Below are 17,697 nucleotides of genomic sequence, written 5' to 3' on the forward strand. Positions count from 1 at the left end.
ATGTCGCTTCAGCAGTTTATTAACCAGGCGATGAGTGCCTGGATGAGCAAGGATGGGCCTGATTCAGACATTGTTCTCAGCAGCCGTGTCAGACTGGCAAGAAACATTGAGAAGTACAGGTTTCCGACTTTTGCTTCGAATGAAGAGCTGCAGGATATTCTCTCTCTTTTTGAAGAGACGTTTGCGGATAAGAGCGTAGATGAGATCGGCAAGCTTGAAATGCTCCGCATGGATGATTTGCAGCCTATTCAGAAAAGGGTGCTCGTTGAGAAGCATTTAATCAGTCCGAATTTAGCAGAGGATTCTTCGTTCGGCGCATGTTTGCTGTCTGAGAATGAAGAGGTCAGCATCATGCTGAATGAAGAGGATCATATTCGCATTCAGTGTCTGTATCCCGGTCTGCAGCTGAAAGAAGCTTTAAAAGCAGCGAGCAGGCTTGATGACTGGATGGAAGGTTCGGTTGATTATGCGTTTGATGAACAAAGAGGATACTTAACCAGCTGCCCGACAAATGTGGGAACAGGGCTGAGGGCATCGGTGATGATGCACTTGCCGGCTCTTGTGCTCACACAGCAGATGAACAGAATTATTCCGGCTATTAATCAATTAGGTCTGGTTGTTAGAGGAATTTATGGGGAAGGCAGCGAAGCATTAGGTAACATCTTTCAGATTTCCAATCAGATTACTCTCGGCAAGTCTGAGGATGATATTGCAGAAGATCTGCTGAGTGTGGTGCACCAGCTGATTGAAAAAGAGCGCTCTGCACGGGAAGCTTTATATAAAACGTCGCAGGTGCCGCTTGAGGACCGTGTGTTCAGATCTCTGGGCACGCTGACATACAGCAGGATCATTGAATCCAAAGAAGCAGCAAAATGTTTATCAGATGTGAGACTGGGAATTGATTTAAATATCATCAAAGATATTTCCAGAAATATTTTAAATGAGCTGATGATCCTGACTCAGCCGGGATTTCTCCAGCAGTATTCCGGAGGAGCATTGCGCCCGGATGAACGGGACATAAGAAGAGCTTCATTAATCAGAGAAAGACTAAACCTTGAAATGGTCAGAAGGATGGAGGATGATGAAGGATGATGTTTGGAAGATTTACTGAACGCGCTCAGAAGGTTCTTGCATTAGCACAAGAGGAAGCTGTCCGTCTTGGACATAACAATATCGGCACAGAGCATATTCTTCTCGGTCTTGTAAGAGAAGGTGAGGGCATCGCTGCAAAAGCGCTGACAGCTCTTGGCCTTGGATCAGATAAAATTCAAAAAGAAGTGGAGAGCCTCATCGGCAGAGGACAGGAAATTTCACAGACGATACACTACACTCCCCGAGCTAAAAAGGTGATTGAGCTTTCCATGGATGAAGCTAGAAAGCTAGGCCATTCATACGTGGGCACAGAGCATATTCTTTTAGGTCTTATCCGCGAAGGAGAAGGTGTGGCTGCACGGGTGCTTAATAACCTCGGTGTAAGCTTAAATAAAGCACGCCAGCAAGTCCTCCAGCTGCTTGGCAGCAATGAGTCCGGCTCTGGCCACCAGAGCGGTTCGATGAACAATGCCAATACGCCGACCCTGGACAGTCTGGCACGCGATTTGACGGCCATTGCACGCGAAGGCAGTCTTGACCCTGTCATTGGGCGAAGCAAAGAAATCCAAAGGGTCATTGAAGTCCTAAGTCGCAGAACGAAAAACAATCCTGTTTTAATCGGGGAGCCTGGTGTCGGTAAAACGGCAATCGCAGAAGGCCTTGCCCAGCAGATTGTGAACAACGAAGTACCTGAGATCCTCCGTGACAAGCGTGTTATGACACTTGATATGGGAACTGTTGTAGCCGGCACGAAATACCGCGGTGAATTTGAAGACCGTCTGAAAAAGGTGATGGATGAAATTCGCCAGGCAGGAAACATTATCCTGTTTATCGACGAACTTCATACACTGATCGGTGCAGGAGGCGCTGAGGGGGCAATTGATGCTTCCAATATTCTTAAGCCGTCGCTTGCACGTGGAGAACTTCAGTGCATCGGGGCCACTACGCTTGATGAGTACCGCAAATATATTGAAAAGGATGCAGCGCTCGAACGCCGTTTTCAGCCGATTCAGGTTGATGAGCCGACAGCTGATGAAAGCATCCAGATTTTAAAAGGGCTTCGCGACCGTTATGAAGCTCATCACAGAGTATCCATCACGGATGAGGCAATTGATGCAGCGGTTAAGCTTTCAGACCGCTATATCTCAGACCGTTTCCTTCCGGATAAAGCAATCGATTTAATTGATGAAGCCGGTTCGAAGGTTCGCCTCCGTTCGTTTACAACTCCTCCGAACTTAAAAGAGCTTGAAATGAAGCTTGAGGAAGTGCGCAAGGAAAAAGATGCATCTGTTCAAAGCCAGGAATTTGAAAAAGCGGCTTCTCTCCGTGATACAGAGCAGCGTCTGCGCGAGCAGCTCGAGGAAACGAAGAAAACATGGAAAGAAAAACAGGGTCAGGAAAATTCTGAAGTGACAGTGGATGATATCGCAATGGTTGTTGCGAGCTGGACTGGAATTCCTGTCTCACGCCTTGCCCAGACAGAAACAGATAAGCTGCTGAACATGGAGCAGATTCTTCATAACCGCGTGATTGGCCAGGATGAAGCCGTTGTAGCTGTTGCAAAGGCTGTGCGCCGCGCAAGAGCAGGGCTTAAAGATCCGAAGCGCCCGATTGGGTCATTTGTTTTCCTCGGCCCTACAGGCGTAGGTAAAACAGAGCTTGCAAGAGCACTTGCAGAATCCATCTTCGGCGATGAGGATGCCATGATCCGGATTGATATGTCCGAGTATATGGAGAAGCACTCAACATCAAGACTTGTTGGTTCCCCTCCGGGATATGTCGGGTATGAAGAAGGCGGACAGCTGACTGAAAAAGTACGCAGAAAGCCGTATTCTGTTGTTCTTCTCGATGAAATTGAAAAAGCTCACCCTGATGTTTTCAACATTCTTCTTCAGGTGCTTGAAGACGGACGATTAACAGATTCTAAAGGAAGAACGGTCGATTTCAGAAATACCATTTTAATCATGACGTCGAATGTCGGCGCAAGCGAACTGAAGCGCAACAAGTACGTTGGCTTCAACGTTCAGGATGAGGCGCAGGATTACAAGGATATGAAGGGCAAGGTTATGAATGAGCTGAAAAAAGCATTCAGACCTGAGTTCCTTAACCGTATAGATGAAATTATCGTGTTCCACTCTCTTGAGAAGAAACACATTAAAGAGATTGTTACCCTTATGGCTGATCAGCTGATGAAGCGTCTTGCCGAACAGGACCTTGTGCTTGAACTGACAGATGCTGCCCAGGAGAAAATAGCCGACGAAGGATTTGATCCTGAGTATGGTGCCCGTCCGCTGAGAAGGGCGATCCAGAAGCATGTTGAAGACCGCCTGTCTGAAGAGCTGCTTAAAGGCACAATCGAAAAAGGCCAGAAAGTTGTTCTCGATGTGACAGAGGGAGAATTTACTGTAAAAAGTTCTTCAGAAGCTGAAACGGAGAAAATCAAATAATCATCAGAAGCGAAACAAACATGAGGCATACATTTTTCACGTATGCCTCGATTTCGTTTCTCAGAGCAAACACACTGATTCTACCGATTCTCTTTTTAAAAAGGTAATCTAGTAAGGAAGGACAGAATGTATGGCTAAAACTAAATCGAAATTCATGTGCCTTGAGTGCGGATATGAGTCCCCAAAATGGATGGGGAAATGCCCGGGCTGCGGAGCATGGAATACGATGACAGAAGAAGTTGTAAAAACAGGAACGGCAAACAGGAGAGTGGCCTTTGCACACTCTTCGCCGGGTCAGACCGCAAACAAACCTTCACCTATCACAAACATTGAAACGTCTCAGGAACCGCGCATTAAAACCAACCTCAAAGAATTTAACCGTGTTCTCGGCAGCGGGATCGTAAAAGGTTCCCTTGTCCTGATAGGAGGAGACCCCGGAATCGGAAAATCAACGCTTTTACTTCAGGTTTCCTCGCAGCTTGCCGATAATGGAAACGATGTTCTTTACATATCGGGAGAAGAGTCGGTCAAGCAGACGAAAATGAGGGCTGACCGCCTCGGTGTTACATCCGAGAAACTGCTTGTACTTGCTGAAACCGATATGGAATATATCGCTAAGGCAATTGATGATACAAATCCGGCTTTTGTGATTGTCGATTCCATTCAGACGGTGTTTCAGAGTGACATTACCTCAGCACCTGGAAGTGTCTCGCAGGTCCGGGAATGTACGGCAGAACTTATGAGACTTGCAAAAACGAAAGGCATCGCCATCTTCATTGTCGGACATGTAACAAAGGAAGGGTCAATTGCCGGTCCGAGAATTCTTGAGCACATGGTTGACACTGTCCTGTATTTTGAAGGAGAGCGCCATCATACGTACCGGATACTAAGAGCAGTGAAAAACCGTTTTGGGTCCACAAATGAGATGGGTATTTTTGAAATGAAGGAAAGCGGGCTTGAAGAGGTGCTGAATCCGTCTGAGATCTTCCTTGAGGAACGTTCCAAAGGGGCAGCAGGCTCTACCGTTGTAGCTTCCATGGAAGGGACAAGACCGGTGCTTGTTGAGATTCAGGCGCTGATTTCACCGACAAGCTTCGGCAACCCGAGAAGAATGGCAACAGGAATCGACCATAACCGGGTGCCGCTTCTGATGGCTGTGCTTGAAAAGAGAGTCGGACTGCTGCTGCAGAATCAGGATGCCTATTTAAAAGTGGCCGGCGGAGTAAAGCTTGATGAGCCTGCGATTGATCTTGCAGTTGCCGTAAGCATCGCTTCAAGCTTTAAGGATGCACCTTCAAAAGCAACAGATATTATTATTGGAGAAGTAGGGCTTACAGGCGAAGTAAGGCGCGTTTCGAGAATTGAGCAGCGCGTCATGGAAGCAGCCAAGCTCGGGTTCAGGCGTGCGATCATTCCAGAGGCAAATATAGGCGGTTGGACAGTTCCGAATGGCATAGAGGCAGTGGGTGTCAAAAACGTCGCAGAAGCCCTGCAAATCACACTGGGAGGGTAGCAATATGAGTGAGAAAGAGAAAAAAACAAACGAAAAGAGCATGAAGGAAATTCTGCAGTTTATTGCGCCCGGAACTCCCTTAAGAGCAGGCATTGAAAATGTTTTGCGCGCAAAAACAGGGGGGCTGATTGTCGTTGGCTTCAGCGACAAAGTAAAAGAACTCGTGGATGGCGGATTCTATATAAACTCCGCTTTTTCTCCCGCTCATTTATATGAACTGGCTAAAATGGACGGAGCCATTATCTTAAGTGATTCGGGAAATAAAATTCTTTATGCAAATGCCCAGCTCGTTCCGAATGCTTTTATCAGTTCAATTGAAACGGGCATGCGCCACCGTACGGCGGAGAGGGTGGCAAAACAGACAGGTAACCTGGTTGTGGCCATTTCCCAGAGAAGGAACGTCATCACCCTCTACTACGGGGAACTCCGTTACGCACTGAGAGATATCGGTGTCATTTTAACAAAAGCGAATCAGGCGATTCAGACTCTTGAAAAGTACAGAACGGTGCTTGATCAGTCCATCATCAACCTTGGGGCGCTAGAATTTGAAGAGCTTGTCACATTTGATGAGCTTCTGCAGGTGATTCACAGGATTGAGATGGTTCTGCGGATTAAAAACGAAATCCTGAATTATATTAATGAGCTTGGCACAGAAGGGCATCTTATCAGGCTGCAGCTGAATGAACTGCTTTCAGATATCGAGGAAGAGGCAGCTCTTGTCATTAAAGACTACTGCTTCGATAAAACACTGGATCCTAAATACGTGCTCGAGCAATTTCAGGTGCTGACGAATACAGAACTGATGGATGACATGGTCCTTCTGCGCCTGCTCGGCTATTCGGCCCATTTCACAAATCCTGATGATCTCGTCATGCCGAGAGGGTACAGGGTGCTTAAGAAGATCCCGAGGCTCCCGCCTGTCATTATTGAAAATTTGGTGAACAAATTCTCAAACCTGAAACTTATTACGCGCGCAACCGTAGAACAGCTTGATGAGGTGGATGGAATTGGCGAGGTAAGGGCGAAAAAGATAAAAGAAGGTCTCCGCAGACTTCAGGAGCAGCTGCTGATAGACCGTCAGATATAACGAACTTTTTATGAATCTTTCGCCTCAAACGTTTTAATCATCATGATTTAGGTTATATTATTCTTGTTTTTCATTTTTCGGAAATGATATGATTCTCATTACATTTCAATCTGTTTACAGGTTCCGGAAATTCGCGTTTTCACCGTTTTAAACGGGAGAAAGTGATTATAATAGATAAGAGAAGGAGGTGGGGGTATGTTAAAACGAATTGTGCAGATCTTTTTCCTTTTCCTTGGAGGAACGCTGGGTATTTTCTTTATGCCGCAGCTGATGAAATTGTTAAGCCTGCAGGACATACCTTTTATTAATTCACCATATGCTCTGGCCATTTTAGGAGCAATATTATTTTATATAGCCACATTCTGGCTTGTTGATTATGTAATTAACTGGGTTAAGCTTCTGGAAGAATCATTGGTAAAGGCACCTGTGACGGATGTTCTTTTCGGTAGTTTGGGATTGATTGTCGGACTTATAATTGCCTTTCTTATTGTTAATGTTATTCCGTTTAAAGACATTCAGTATCAGGTGTTCAGCACAATCATACCGATTTTTCTGACCCTTTTGCTTGGCTACCTTGGTTTTCAGGTTGGATTTAAGCGCAAGGACGAACTGATCAGTCTGTTTTCGATTTCCGGGAAAATCGGAAAGAAAAAAGGAGCGGGTGAAGAAGAAGCGGAAGTTGAGAGCACGAAGCTCAAAATTCTTGATACAAGCGTCATTATTGATGGGAGAATTGCGGACATCTGCCAGACCGGATTTTTGGAGGGCACGATTGTCATTCCTCATTTTGTGCTGGAAGAGCTTCAGCATATCGCTGATTCTTCAGATGCCCTGAAACGGAACCGCGGCCGGAGAGGCCTTGATATTCTGAACCGCATTCAAAAAGAGCTCTCCATTAAAGTTGAGATTTATGAGGGCGATTTTGAGGAAATTCAGGAAGTGGACAGCAAACTTGTGAAGCTTGCCAAGCTGACATCAGGTGTAGTGGTCACAAATGACTTTAATTTAAACAAAGTGTGCGAACTTCAGGGAGTCGGAGTTCTGAACATCAACGACCTGGCAAATGCCGTCAAGCCGGTTGTCCTGCCTGGGGAAGAGATGAAAGTTCTTGTCATCAAGGATGGAAAAGAGCACAATCAGGGCGTAGCCTACCTGGATGACGGCACGATGATTGTAGTGGAAGAGGGCCGTAACTATATCGGCAAAAACATCGACGTCATCGTGACGAGCGTTCTTCAGACTTCTGCCGGACGAATGATTTTCGCGAAGCCCAAGCTGCTTGAAAAAGCGTTGTAGGGGAGCAGGCAAATGAACTATGAAGTGATTATTCCTGCCGCCGGACAAGGAAAACGGATGAAAGCGGGCAAAAACAAACAGTTTATTGAACTTGAAGGAAAACCGGTCATTGTGCACACCTTGACGGTTTTTGAGAAAGATCCTGCATGCACAGGCATCCTTCTTGTCATCAATCCGGATGAACGGGCTCTTTTTGAAGAAATGGCCGCAGGCCTGACAAAAATCAAAAAGATGGTCAGCGGAGGCAATGAGAGGCAGCACAGCGTCTATAACGGACTGAAAGCGGCGACCTCAGATATTGTCCTCGTGCATGACGGTGCAAGGCCGTTTATAAAAAAACACGTCATTTCAAAGCTCGTAAAAGCAGCATATGAAAATGGAGCTGCAACCGTTGCAGTCCCTGTGAAGGATACGATTAAACGTGTCTTGAACAGTGAAGTGATTGAAACCGTTGAACGTTCTAGCTTGTGGGCCGTACAGACCCCACAGGCTTTTCGTCTTTCTGACATTCTTGCGGCTCATAAAGAAGCGTCGGCTGCAGCATTTCTTGGAACAGATGATGCAAGCCTGATGGAGAGAAGCGGCCACAAGGTTCTTGTCATTGAAGGTGACTATACAAATATTAAACTGACTACGCCGGATGATCTGCTGATGGCAAAAGCGATACTTGAGAGTGAGAGAGGGGAATAAGGAATGTTTAGAATCGGACAGGGTTTTGATGTGCACCAGCTGACAGAGGGACGCCCCCTTATCATTGGAGGCATTGAAATTCCATATGAAAAAGGCCTTCTCGGCCATTCTGATGCAGATGTGCTGCTTCACACAGTGGCAGACGCCTGCCTTGGAGCAATAGCAGCAGGGGATATCGGAAAGCATTTTCCGGACACCGACCCTGAGTTTAAGGATGCTGATTCTGCCAAGCTGCTACAGCATGTCTGGCAGCTTGTAAAAGAAAAGGGCTATGTACTCGGCAACATTGATTGTACGATTATTGCCCAAAAACCGAAGATGGCTCCCTATATTGATCAAATGAGAGAACGGATTGCAGAACTTCTGGAAGGTGATGCAGACCAGGTGAATGTGAAGGCGACAACGACCGAACAGCTTGGATTCACCGGACGCGGAGAAGGAATTGCGTCACAGGCTTCTGTTCTGATTGTGAAAAAATAAAATCCCGGACAAGCTTTTGGACACCCTGTTTTTAATGATAAAATGGAACAGATGTTAGAGATTAACGGAGGTACAGATATGACAAACGAAGTAAGAGTGCGATACGCTCCAAGTCCGACTGGACATTTACATATCGGCAATGCCCGGACAGCGCTGTTTAACTACCTTTATGCGCGCAATACCGGCGGAAAGTTTATTATCCGTATTGAAGATACTGATAAAAAGCGAAACATTGCAGGCGGCGAAGAAAGTCAGCTGAGATACTTGAAATGGCTTGGCATTGACTGGGACGAAAGCGTTGATACCGGCGGAGAATACGGCCCGTACAGACAATCAGAGCGAAACGATCTTTATAAAAAATATTACAATCAGCTGCTTGCAGAAGGAAAAGCGTACAAATGCTACTGCACAGAAGAAGAGCTTGAGCAGGAGCGGGAAGAACAGACTGAGCGCGGTGAGACCCCGCAATACTCAGGAAAATGTGCAAACCTGACACCTGAGGAGCAGCAGAAGCTTGAAGCTGAAGGAAGAATGCCGAGCATCCGCTTCCGCGTGCCAAAGGGAGAAGTCATCACGTTCAATGACATCGTGAAAGAAGAGATTTCATTTGAAACAGACGGCATCGGCGATTTCGTCATTGTTAAAAAAGACGGTACGCCGACTTACAACTTTGCTGTAGCAGTTGATGACCACCTTATGAAGATGACGCATATCCTTCGCGGAGAAGACCACATCTCCAATACACCGAAACAGATCATGATCTTCAATGCGTTCGGATGGGACATTCCTGTTTTCGGCCATATGACGCTGATTGTTAACGAGAACCGTAAAAAACTCAGCAAGCGTGATGAATCAATCATCCAGTTTATTGAACAGTATAAAGAACTCGGCTATCTGCCGCAGGCCCTTTTCAACTTTATCGGGCTGCTTGGCTGGTCTCCGGGCGGAGAAGAAGAAATGTTCACGAAAGATCAGTTTGCAGAGATCTTTGATCCTGCAAGGCTGTCTAAATCGCCGGCTGTTTTTGATACACAGAAATTGCTGTGGATGAACAATCAGTATGTCAAACAGCTTGATGCGGATCAGCTTGTTGAATTGACTCTTCCGCACCTTGTAAAAGCAGGAAAAGTATCTGATTCGGCATCTGCAGAAGAGCTTGACTGGGCCCGCAAACTGATTGTCCTTCATCAGGATAAAATCAGCTATGGCGCAGAAATCACAGAATTGACCGAGCTTTTCTTTAAAGAGGAAATTACCTATAACCGCGAAGCGCGCAATGTGCTGGACGAAGAGCAGGTGCCTGAAGTGCTGACAGCATTCGCAGAAGAGCTTGATAAGCTTGAAGCGTTCACGGCTGAAGGCATTAAAGCTGCAACGAAGGCGGTGCAGAAATCAACAGGCCATAAAGGCAAAAATCTGTTTATGCCGATCCGCGTGGCAACAACTGGCCAGACTCATGGACCGGACCTGCCGCAGGCAATCGAACTTCTTGGTAAAGAAACGATTTTAGCAAGATTAAAAAGTGCGAACAGTTAACTTTTTGCCTGAAATGTAATATAGTATGTGTAATACATTGAAACACGTTGAGAAGGAGAAGTAGAGACGCCGTTTCCATTCCAGAGAGAACCTCGCCGGTGAAAGAGGTTTATGCGACAACCGTCTTGAAATGCACCTTTGAGTCTTTTATTGAACCTTCGTTTTGAAGCAGTAAATAAAAGCGTATGCTCCCCGTTAAAGGAGCCAAAGTTGAAACAGGCTTTTTATCGCCTGTTTAAACAGAGTGGAACCGCGCATCAAAGCGTCTCTGTCTATTAGGACAGAGGCGCTTTTTTTATAGGCTGTTTCACAATTGGATTAAAGGACAAAATAAGGGGAAGGTTTGGGGGGAATACAATGTTTAAAATGCTGAAAGAAGACATAGAGGTCGTTTTTGAACAGGATCCGGCTGCAAGATCGTATCTGGAAGTGATACTTACTTATTCAGGACTGCATGCAATATGGGCTCACCGGCTCGCACATGCGTTTTTCAAACGGAACATGTTTTTTATCGCAAGAGTCATTTCACAAGTAAGCAGATTTTTCACGGGCATTGAAATTCACCCGGGTGCAAAGATCGGAAGGCGGTTTTTCATCGATCACGGCATGGGAGTTGTCATTGGCGAGACGTGCGAAATCGGCGATAACGTAACGGTTTTCCAGGGGGTGACTCTTGGCGGAACCGGAAAAGAGAAGGGTAAAAGGCATCCGACCATACTGGACAATGCTTTGATTGCGACAGGTGCTAAAGTGCTTGGTTCCATCACGGTCGGTGCTTATTCCAAAATCGGGGCGGGGTCTGTCGTGCTTCGTGATGTGCCGGATCATTCAACAGTTGTCGGCATTCCGGGCAAGGTCGTGATCCGAAACGGCAAGCGGATTAATCAGGATATGGACCACTGTAATCTGCCGGATCCCGTGGCAGACAGGTTCAAGGAACTTGAGGCAGAGCTCATAAGCCTGAAAGAAGAAATCGCACAATTGAAAGAAGGGAAGAGTCAAGATGACCATCAAGTTATACAATACGCTAACCAGACAAAAAGAAACCTTTAAGCCCCTTGAAGAAGGAAAAGTAAAAATGTATGTGTGCGGACCAACGGTTTATAACTATATCCATATAGGAAATGCCCGTCCTGCGATTGTCTATGACACAGTCCGCAAATACCTTGAATACAGCGGGTATGACGTTAATTATGTGTCCAATTTTACAGATGTGGACGATAAGCTGATTAAAGCAGCAAATGAGCTTGGAGAAGAAGTTCCTGCGATTGCTGAACGGTTCATCGAGGCGTATTTCGAAGATGTCACGGCGCTTGGATGTGACCGTGCAGATGCTCACCCCCGCGTAACAGAAAGCATGGATATTATTATTGATTTTATTGAAGCGCTCGTTGAAAAAGGATTCGCCTATGAAGCCGAGGGTGATGTTTATTACCGCACGAGAGCTTTTAAAGATTACGGAAAACTCTCCCATCAGTCTGTAGATGAGCTTCGTGTAGGGGCAAGAATTGAAGCAGGAGACAAGAAACAGGATGCCCTGGATTTTGCTCTTTGGAAAGCTGCAAAACCGGGAGAAATTTCGTGGGATAGCCCTTGGGGAAAAGGACGTCCGGGCTGGCATATTGAATGCTCTGCGATGGTCCACAACCATTTCGGGGATACAATTGATATTCATGCAGGCGGACAGGACCTTACATTCCCTCACCATGAGAATGAAATCGCCCAATCGGAAGCATTGACAGAGAAGCCGTTTGCTAACTACTGGCTTCATAATGGGTATATTAATATTAACAACGAAAAAATGTCCAAGTCACTTGGCAACTTTGTCCTGGTGCACGACATTATTAAAGAGCATGATCCCCAGGTTTTGCGGATGTTTATGCTGTCTGTTCACTACCGCCACCCAATCAATTATTCGGTCGATCTGCTTGAAAGCACGAAGAATGCGTTTGACCGTCTGCAGACGTCTTATACAAATCTGCAGCACAGATCAAAAAGCAGTTCTGAGCTGACTGATGATAATGAAAAATGGCTTGGCATCATTTCTGAACAGCGCAATTTATTCACAGAAGCGATGGATGATGACTTTAATACGGCAAATGCCATCTCGGTACTGTTTGAGCTCTCCAGACAGGCGAACTACTACCTGCAGGAGAAGAATACGTCACAGGAAGTCATTTTGGCCTTTACTTCAGCATTTGACGAGCTTGGAGCCATACTTGGCCTCAAATTTGGCAGCGCGGAACTACTGGACGCCGAAATTGAAGAATTGATTGAGCAGCGGATACAGGCCAGAAAAGACAGAAACTTCAAGCTGTCTGATGAAATCCGCGATAAATTGAAAGAGATGAATATCATTCTTGAAGATACGCCTCAAGGAACGAGATGGAAAAGAGGGTAAACATGCTTCGCTTAGAGGAAGTACCAAATTCAAAACAAATGAACAGTCTGGCGCTTGCGTATATCGGTGATGCCATTTATGAGGTTTTTGTAAGGCATCACCTCCTTGCTAAAGGACAGGTGCGCCCAAACCAGCTGCATAAGCTTTCAACGACCTATGTTTCTGCAAAAGCCCAGGCAGCCGTTCTGCACGAGCTTTCAAAAAGGGAAGCGTTCAGTGAAGAAGAAATGGCGATTATCCGCCGGGGAAGAAACGCAAAATCAGGCACAGTGCCAAAAAATACAGACGTTCAAACGTACAGATACAGCACAGCATTTGAAGCTCTGATCGGCTATCTTCACCTTGAGAAGAGGGAAGAGCGCCTCTCGGAAATTATTGAAGCTTCTTTTGAACTGATAGAAAACGAAGGGAGGAAGTAAGGATGGCAGAAGAATACATTATTGGCCGCAATACGGTCATTGAAGCATTAAAATCAACGCGCAATGTATACAAGATCTGGATGGCCGAGAACTCAGTAAAGGGACAGGCCCAGCAGATTGCACAGCTTGCAAAAGAAAAAGGCATCACCATCCAAACTGTTCCGAAGAAAAAAATTGATCAGATGGCAGAAGGGAACCATCAGGGAGTTGTCGCACAGGTGGCTGCCTATGAATATGCCGAAGTCGACGATATCCTGAAGGCTGCTGCTGATAAAGGCGAAGCGCCGTTTATCTTGATTCTTGATGAAATCGAGGATCCTCATAATCTCGGCTCTATCATGAGAACAGCTGATGCAACAGGTGCTCACGGCATAATCATTCCGAAGCGGAGAGCGGTAGGCCTGACAACTACAGTAGCAAAATTATCAACAGGTGCAATTGAGTATATCCCGGTTGCAAGAGTGACAAACCTTTCGAGAACAATCGAGGAACTTAAGGAGCGGGGCGTGTGGATTGTGGGAACAGACGCGAAAGGCTCGGATGATTACCGTTCCATGGACGGTAAAATGCCGCTTGGACTCGTGATAGGCAGTGAAGGAAAAGGTATGGGAAGACTCATCAAAGAAAAATGTGATTTTCTGGTCAACTTGCCGATGGCTGGCCGGGTCACATCTCTTAATGCTTCAGTAGCAGCAGGCCTCCTGATGTATGAGGTCTACAGAAAGCGTCAGCCTTTAGGAGAATAGACAATGGATATCCTCCTTGTTGACGGATATAACATCATCGGTGCATGGGCGAATCTTCAATCATTGAAAAAAGAGAATCTCGCAGAGGCTAGAGAGGTTCTTATTCAAAAAATGGCAGAATATCAAGCGTACACCGGATACAGAGTTATTGTTGTTTTCGATGCCCATCAAGTGAAGGGCATTGAGAAAAAACAAAAAAACCACAGAGTGGAAGTTATCTATACAAGAGAAAATGAAACAGCGGATGAGAGGATCGAAAAATTAGCCATCTCTCTGAGCAACATTAAAACACAGATTCATGTGGCAACATCAGATTTCACTGAACAATGGGCCATTTTTGGCCAGGGAGCCCTCCGCAAATCAGCAAGAGAGCTTCTGAATGAAGTGGAAGCCATTGAAAAGAGAATACAAAAGCGGGTTGAAAAAATTAAAGTAAACAGTCCCCAGTCAAAAATTCCGATAACAGATGATATGTTGAAATTGTTTGAAAAATGGCGCAGAGGCGGCTTCTAGGCTGTTGACGCTTTCAAAATGCATACTGTATAATATTTCTATCTATTGTGCGGTCGGGGGGATCGGCATGAACACACATTTCAGCATGGGCAAACTCAGCAAAGAAGATTTTCATGCTCTACTGGATGAACAGGTTGTTGAGCTTGTTCATAACGGGAACAGCGATGCTCTGGATTTTTTAATCACCAAGTACCGCAATTTTGTCAGAGCTAAAGCAAGATCCTATTTTTTAATAGGGGCTGACAGAGAAGATATTATCCAGGAAGGGATGATCGGATTATATAAAGCAATCCGTGATTTCAGAGAGGACAAGCTTACATCGTTCAAAGCTTTTGCAGAGCTGTGCATCACTCGCCAGATTATTACCGCTATTAAGACCGCTACCCGTCAAAAACATATTCCTCTTAACTCATACGTTTCTCTGGACAAGCCTATTTATGACGAAGAATCTGACCGGACGCTTATGGATGTCATATCCGGGGCTAAAGTCATGGATCCGGAAGAACTGATTATTAATCAGGAAGAATTTGATGATATAGAAACGAAAATGGGAGAGCTATTAAGCGATCTCGAACGGAAAGTACTCGTGCTTTACCTGGACGGCAAAAGCTATCAGGAGATTTCAGAGGAGCTTAACCGCCATGTGAAATCAATCGATAACGCCCTTCAGCGTGTAAAACGCAAGCTTGAGAGGTATCTGGAACTGCGCGAGATCAATTTGTAAAACCTGTCAGGCGAGATTGACGAAGGTTCCCTGCGTGTGGTACATTTTTATAGAAAAAGCAGGACTAGCGGAAGGTGTCGAAATGCGTAAGAAAGTATCTATGGCTTGCACAGACTGTGGAAGCAGAAACTACACAACGATGAAAAACACGTCAAGCACAGAAGAGCGTTTAGAATTCAAGAAATTTTGTAAAGCTTGCAGCGCACATACGGACCACCGTGAAACAAAGTAGCACTCATCACATGATTCTATATTTCTATGACAGGCTTTCTGAATTCTCTTGGAGGTAATGTACATGCAGCGTATTGTTAATTTTTTCAAAGATGTATCCCGTGAAATGAAAAAGGTAAGCTGGCCAAAAAGCAAAGAACTGACGCGCTATACAATTACAGTTATTGCGACAGTAGCTTTTGCAGTTGTCTTTTTTGCCATCATCGACTACGGAATTTCATCGCTGATCCGCCTTGTATCTTAAAAATAAAGCGTCTGTTTTTGATTTCGTTTTATTTTATTGAATAATAGATAGAAAATCGTGCTATAATAGAGAATATTATTTTTCCGCAAAAACCCGTTCGACGGGTTTTTTCATTGTTTAAAAATAACAGTCAGCAGAAGAAACTAACCGCAGAGTGCAATATAAGAGTCAAAATGCAGGGAGGGAATGGACAAGTCGTCCTATAGAAGATGGAGAAAAACTGGTATGTAGTCCACACTTATTCCGGTTACGAGAATAAGGTTAAGGCCAATCTTGAAAAGCGTGTAGAATCAATGGGCATGCAGGATAAAATCTTCCGCGTCATCGTTCCGGAAGAAGAAGAAACAGATTTCAAAAACGGCAAAAAGAAAGTAACAAAGAAAAAAGTATTCCCTGGATATGTGCTTGTTGAGATCGTCATGACGGACGATTCATGGTACGTTGTCCGCAATACGCCGGGTGTTACAGGTTTCGTAGGATCAGCAGGATCAGGCTCTAAGCCGACGCCGCTTCTTCCTGAAGAGGTTGTAACGATTCTTAAGCATATGGGCATGGAAGAAAAACGCATTGAAGTGGACTTTGAACTGAAAGAGTCTGTCAAAGTAATAGATGGACCTTTTGCCAACTTTACCGGATCAATTGAAGAGATTGACAAGGATAAAGGCAAAGTGAAAGTGCTTGTTAACATGTTCGGCCGCGAAACGCCGGTTGAGCTGGAATTTTCTCAAGTTGATAAATTATAAGAAAAAAACTTGAATTCGAAAACGAAAAGTGATAATATTTCATAAGTCAGTATGTCTCGCTCTGCGGGGCATAAAACTTGATTATTTTCTATCATTCATATAAAGAATGACGACATGAGTGGGAGGGTACAAACCCTATTACCACATCACGGACTTAAGGAGGTGTGTCTCGTGGCTAAAAAAGTAATTAAAATGGTTAAGTTGCAAATTCCTGCTGGTAAAGCTAATCCAGCGCCGCCGGTTGGTCCTGCATTGGGTCAAGCTGGTGTTAACATCATGGGATTCTGTAAGGAGTTTAACGCTCGTACAGCTGATCAGGCTGGACTTATCATTCCTGTTGAAATTACGGTATTTGAAGACCGTTCATTTACATTTATTACAAAAACTCCGCCTGCTGCAGTATTGCTTAAGAAAGCAGCCGGTATTGAGTCTGGTTCTGGTGAACCAAACCGTAATAAAGTAGCAACAGTTAAGCGTGATAAAGTACGTGAAATTGCTGAAACAAAAATGCCTGACTTAAATGCGGCTAATGTTGAATCAGCTATGCGTATGGTTGAAGGTACTGCACGCAGCATGGGTATCGTCATCGAAGACTAATTGTTGTTTTTGTTTTAGGGGGGTTGCGAGTTGCTTTTCGCAACCTTTATTCGTGGGAGGTTATTCCGCTAAAACCACTAAGGAGGAAATCTATAATGGCTAAAAGAGGTAAAAAGTACGTTGAAGCTGCTAAATTAGTAGACCGTGCTCAAGCTTACGGAGTTCAAGATGCAATTGAACTTGTAAAGAAAACAAACACAGCTAAATTTGATGCAACAGTTGAAGTTGCATTCCGTTTAGGCGTTGATCCACGTAAAAACGATCAGCAAATCCGCGGTGCAGTTGTTCTTCCAAACGGAACGGGCAAAACTCAGCGCGTACTTGTATTCGCTAAAGGCGAAAAAGCGAAGGAAGCAGAAGCTGCCGGAGCTGACTATGTTGGCGATGCTGACTACATCAACAAAATCCAGCAAGGCTGGTTCGAATTTGATGTAATCGTAGCTACTCCTGACATGATGGGTGAAGTTGGTAAACTTGGACGCGTCCTTGGACCAAAAGGCTTAATGCCAAACCCTAAAACTGGAACAGTTTCTTTTGACGTTGACAAAGCGGTAAAAGAAATCAAAGCCGGTAAAGTTGAATACCGTGTTGACAAAGCTGGAAACATCCACGTGCCAATCGGTAAAGTTTCTTTCGAAGACAGCAAGCTTGTTGAGAACTTCACAACAATCTTCGAAACACTTCTAAAAGCTAAGCCAGCTGCTGCAAAAGGTACTTACATGAAGAACGTTGCTGTTGCTTCTACTATGGGACCTGGCGTTAAAGTTGATGCTTCAAGCTTCGGCGTTAAATAATAGTTGACATCTTAGTCACCTTTATATATAATCAAAAATGTTGTTTAACTAAATAACTTCATTTATACCGTAGACAGCAGGTGCTACCCATGCTTAATTTCCTGCCGAGGTGTATATATGTGAACTAGTAATTAGATCGCTTGT

The 17,697-nt window shown here is 44.9% G+C and carries 19 protein-coding genes and 2 other annotated features (1 of these 21 running past the window's edge); all 19 genes read left to right on the forward strand.

Annotation, left to right across the window (positions count from 1 at the left end):
• Positions 1–1,092 (forward strand): protein arginine kinase, encoded by a 1,092-nt coding sequence (locus RKD52_RS20300; protein ID WP_454101294.1) that lies wholly within the window; start codon positions 1–3, stop codon positions 1,090–1,092.
• Positions 1,089–3,539, forward strand: coding sequence for an ATP-dependent protease ATP-binding subunit ClpC (gene clpC, locus RKD52_RS20305; RefSeq protein ID WP_029282888.1), 2,451 nt, complete (start codon positions 1,089–1,091; stop codon positions 3,537–3,539). The genes RKD52_RS20300 and clpC overlap by 4 nt, the downstream gene beginning before the upstream one ends.
• Before the next feature lie 130 nt (positions 3,540–3,669).
• A complete protein-coding gene (radA, locus tag RKD52_RS20310; protein ID WP_454101295.1) occupies positions 3,670–5,052 on the forward strand; it encodes a DNA repair protein RadA in 1,383 nt (460 codons plus the stop codon).
• Between the two features lie 4 nt (positions 5,053–5,056).
• Positions 5,057–6,139 carry a DNA integrity scanning diadenylate cyclase DisA gene (gene disA, locus RKD52_RS20315; protein WP_454101296.1) on the forward strand — a complete coding sequence of 361 codons (1,083 nt, stop codon included), beginning with the start codon at positions 5,057–5,059 and terminating at the stop codon, positions 6,137–6,139.
• 195 nt (positions 6,140–6,334) lie between these two features.
• Positions 6,335–7,435 carry a PIN domain-containing protein gene (locus RKD52_RS20320; RefSeq protein WP_454101297.1) on the forward strand — a complete coding sequence of 367 codons (1,101 nt, stop codon included), beginning with the start codon at positions 6,335–6,337 and terminating at the stop codon, positions 7,433–7,435.
• Positions 7,436–7,447: 12 nt separating this feature from the next.
• Entirely contained in the window at positions 7,448–8,125 is a 678-nt protein-coding gene (ispD, locus tag RKD52_RS20325) for a 2-C-methyl-D-erythritol 4-phosphate cytidylyltransferase (protein WP_454101298.1), read from the forward strand.
• Between the two features lie 3 nt (positions 8,126–8,128).
• Complete coding sequence (ispF, locus tag RKD52_RS20330) at positions 8,129–8,605, forward strand: 2-C-methyl-D-erythritol 2,4-cyclodiphosphate synthase (protein WP_454101299.1); 477 nt, start codon at positions 8,129–8,131, stop codon at positions 8,603–8,605.
• Positions 8,606–8,683: 78 nt separating this feature from the next.
• Entirely contained in the window at positions 8,684–10,141 is a 1,458-nt protein-coding gene (gltX, locus tag RKD52_RS20335; RefSeq protein ID WP_454101300.1) for a glutamate--tRNA ligase, read from the forward strand.
• Between the two features lie 38 nt (positions 10,142–10,179).
• Positions 10,180–10,414: a binding site (T-box leader), on the forward strand.
• 84 nt (positions 10,415–10,498) lie between these two features.
• On the forward strand, positions 10,499–11,194 hold the full coding sequence (gene cysE, locus RKD52_RS20340; RefSeq protein ID WP_369736001.1) for a serine O-acetyltransferase: 696 nt from the start codon (positions 10,499–10,501) through the stop codon (positions 11,192–11,194).
• Positions 11,145–12,542: a cysteine--tRNA ligase gene (gene cysS, locus RKD52_RS20345; RefSeq protein ID WP_454101301.1), complete on the forward strand. Its 1,398-nt coding sequence runs from the start codon at positions 11,145–11,147 to the stop codon at positions 12,540–12,542. The genes cysE and cysS overlap by 50 nt, the downstream gene beginning before the upstream one ends.
• 2 nt (positions 12,543–12,544) lie before the next feature.
• Complete coding sequence (locus tag RKD52_RS20350; RefSeq protein ID WP_454101302.1) at positions 12,545–12,961, forward strand: Mini-ribonuclease 3; 417 nt, start codon at positions 12,545–12,547, stop codon at positions 12,959–12,961.
• A 2-nt stretch (positions 12,962–12,963) separates the two neighbouring features.
• The gene (rlmB, locus tag RKD52_RS20355; RefSeq protein WP_454101303.1) at positions 12,964–13,707 is read left to right on the forward strand and encodes a 23S rRNA (guanosine(2251)-2'-O)-methyltransferase RlmB; all 744 of its coding nucleotides are present in this window, start codon (positions 12,964–12,966) and stop codon (positions 13,705–13,707) included.
• 3 nt (positions 13,708–13,710) lie between these two features.
• Positions 13,711–14,220, forward strand: coding sequence for an NYN domain-containing protein (locus tag RKD52_RS20360; protein ID WP_029282865.1), 510 nt, complete (start codon positions 13,711–13,713; stop codon positions 14,218–14,220).
• Between the two features lie 67 nt (positions 14,221–14,287).
• The gene (sigH, locus tag RKD52_RS20365) at positions 14,288–14,944 is read left to right on the forward strand and encodes an RNA polymerase sporulation sigma factor SigH (RefSeq protein WP_369735997.1); all 657 of its coding nucleotides are present in this window, start codon (positions 14,288–14,290) and stop codon (positions 14,942–14,944) included.
• Positions 14,945–15,026: 82 nt separating this feature from the next.
• Positions 15,027–15,176, forward strand: a complete 150-nt coding sequence (rpmG, locus tag RKD52_RS20370; protein WP_369735996.1) for a 50S ribosomal protein L33 — start codon at positions 15,027–15,029, stop codon at positions 15,174–15,176.
• 63 nt (positions 15,177–15,239) lie between these two features.
• A complete protein-coding gene (secE, locus tag RKD52_RS20375) occupies positions 15,240–15,419 on the forward strand; it encodes a preprotein translocase subunit SecE (protein WP_369735995.1) in 180 nt (59 codons plus the stop codon).
• Between the two features lie 209 nt (positions 15,420–15,628).
• Positions 15,629–16,162, forward strand: a complete 534-nt coding sequence (nusG, locus tag RKD52_RS20380) for a transcription termination/antitermination protein NusG (RefSeq protein ID WP_029282859.1) — start codon at positions 15,629–15,631, stop codon at positions 16,160–16,162.
• Positions 16,163–16,333: 171 nt separating this feature from the next.
• Positions 16,334–16,759: a 50S ribosomal protein L11 gene (gene rplK, locus RKD52_RS20385; protein WP_029282857.1), complete on the forward strand. Its 426-nt coding sequence runs from the start codon at positions 16,334–16,336 to the stop codon at positions 16,757–16,759.
• A 95-nt stretch (positions 16,760–16,854) separates the two neighbouring features.
• Complete coding sequence (rplA, locus tag RKD52_RS20390; protein WP_369735994.1) at positions 16,855–17,553, forward strand: 50S ribosomal protein L1; 699 nt, start codon at positions 16,855–16,857, stop codon at positions 17,551–17,553.
• A gap of 49 nt (positions 17,554–17,602) precedes the next feature.
• Positions 17,603–17,697: a sequence feature (ribosomal protein L10 leader region), on the forward strand; it runs 48 nt beyond the window's last position.

The sequence above is a fragment of the Metabacillus sp. SLBN-84 genome (assembly GCF_053629595.1).

Coding starts and splice junctions, on each gene's coding strand:
- radA (WP_454101295.1), top strand. CDS start 3,670: ATGGCTAAAACTAAATCGAAATTCATGTGCCTTGAGTGCGGATATGAG.
- nusG (WP_029282859.1), top strand. CDS start 15,629: ATGGAGAAAAACTGGTATGTAGTCCACACTTATTCCGGTTACGAGAAT.
- RKD52_RS20300 (WP_454101294.1), top strand. CDS start 1: ATGTCGCTTCAGCAGTTTATTAACCAGGCGATGAGTGCCTGGATGAGC.
- gltX (WP_454101300.1), top strand. CDS start 8,684: ATGACAAACGAAGTAAGAGTGCGATACGCTCCAAGTCCGACTGGACAT.
- ispF (WP_454101299.1), top strand. CDS start 8,129: ATGTTTAGAATCGGACAGGGTTTTGATGTGCACCAGCTGACAGAGGGA.
- RKD52_RS20350 (WP_454101302.1), top strand. CDS start 12,545: ATGCTTCGCTTAGAGGAAGTACCAAATTCAAAACAAATGAACAGTCTG.
- cysS (WP_454101301.1), top strand. CDS start 11,145: ATGACCATCAAGTTATACAATACGCTAACCAGACAAAAAGAAACCTTT.
- sigH (WP_369735997.1), top strand. CDS start 14,288: ATGAACACACATTTCAGCATGGGCAAACTCAGCAAAGAAGATTTTCAT.
- clpC (WP_029282888.1), top strand. CDS start 1,089: ATGATGTTTGGAAGATTTACTGAACGCGCTCAGAAGGTTCTTGCATTA.
- disA (WP_454101296.1), top strand. CDS start 5,057: ATGAGTGAGAAAGAGAAAAAAACAAACGAAAAGAGCATGAAGGAAATT.
- rpmG (WP_369735996.1), top strand. CDS start 15,027: ATGCGTAAGAAAGTATCTATGGCTTGCACAGACTGTGGAAGCAGAAAC.
- cysE (WP_369736001.1), top strand. CDS start 10,499: ATGTTTAAAATGCTGAAAGAAGACATAGAGGTCGTTTTTGAACAGGAT.
- RKD52_RS20360 (WP_029282865.1), top strand. CDS start 13,711: ATGGATATCCTCCTTGTTGACGGATATAACATCATCGGTGCATGGGCG.
- rlmB (WP_454101303.1), top strand. CDS start 12,964: ATGGCAGAAGAATACATTATTGGCCGCAATACGGTCATTGAAGCATTA.
- RKD52_RS20320 (WP_454101297.1), top strand. CDS start 6,335: ATGTTAAAACGAATTGTGCAGATCTTTTTCCTTTTCCTTGGAGGAACG.
- ispD (WP_454101298.1), top strand. CDS start 7,448: ATGAACTATGAAGTGATTATTCCTGCCGCCGGACAAGGAAAACGGATG.
- rplA (WP_369735994.1), top strand. CDS start 16,855: ATGGCTAAAAGAGGTAAAAAGTACGTTGAAGCTGCTAAATTAGTAGAC.
- secE (WP_369735995.1), top strand. CDS start 15,240: ATGCAGCGTATTGTTAATTTTTTCAAAGATGTATCCCGTGAAATGAAA.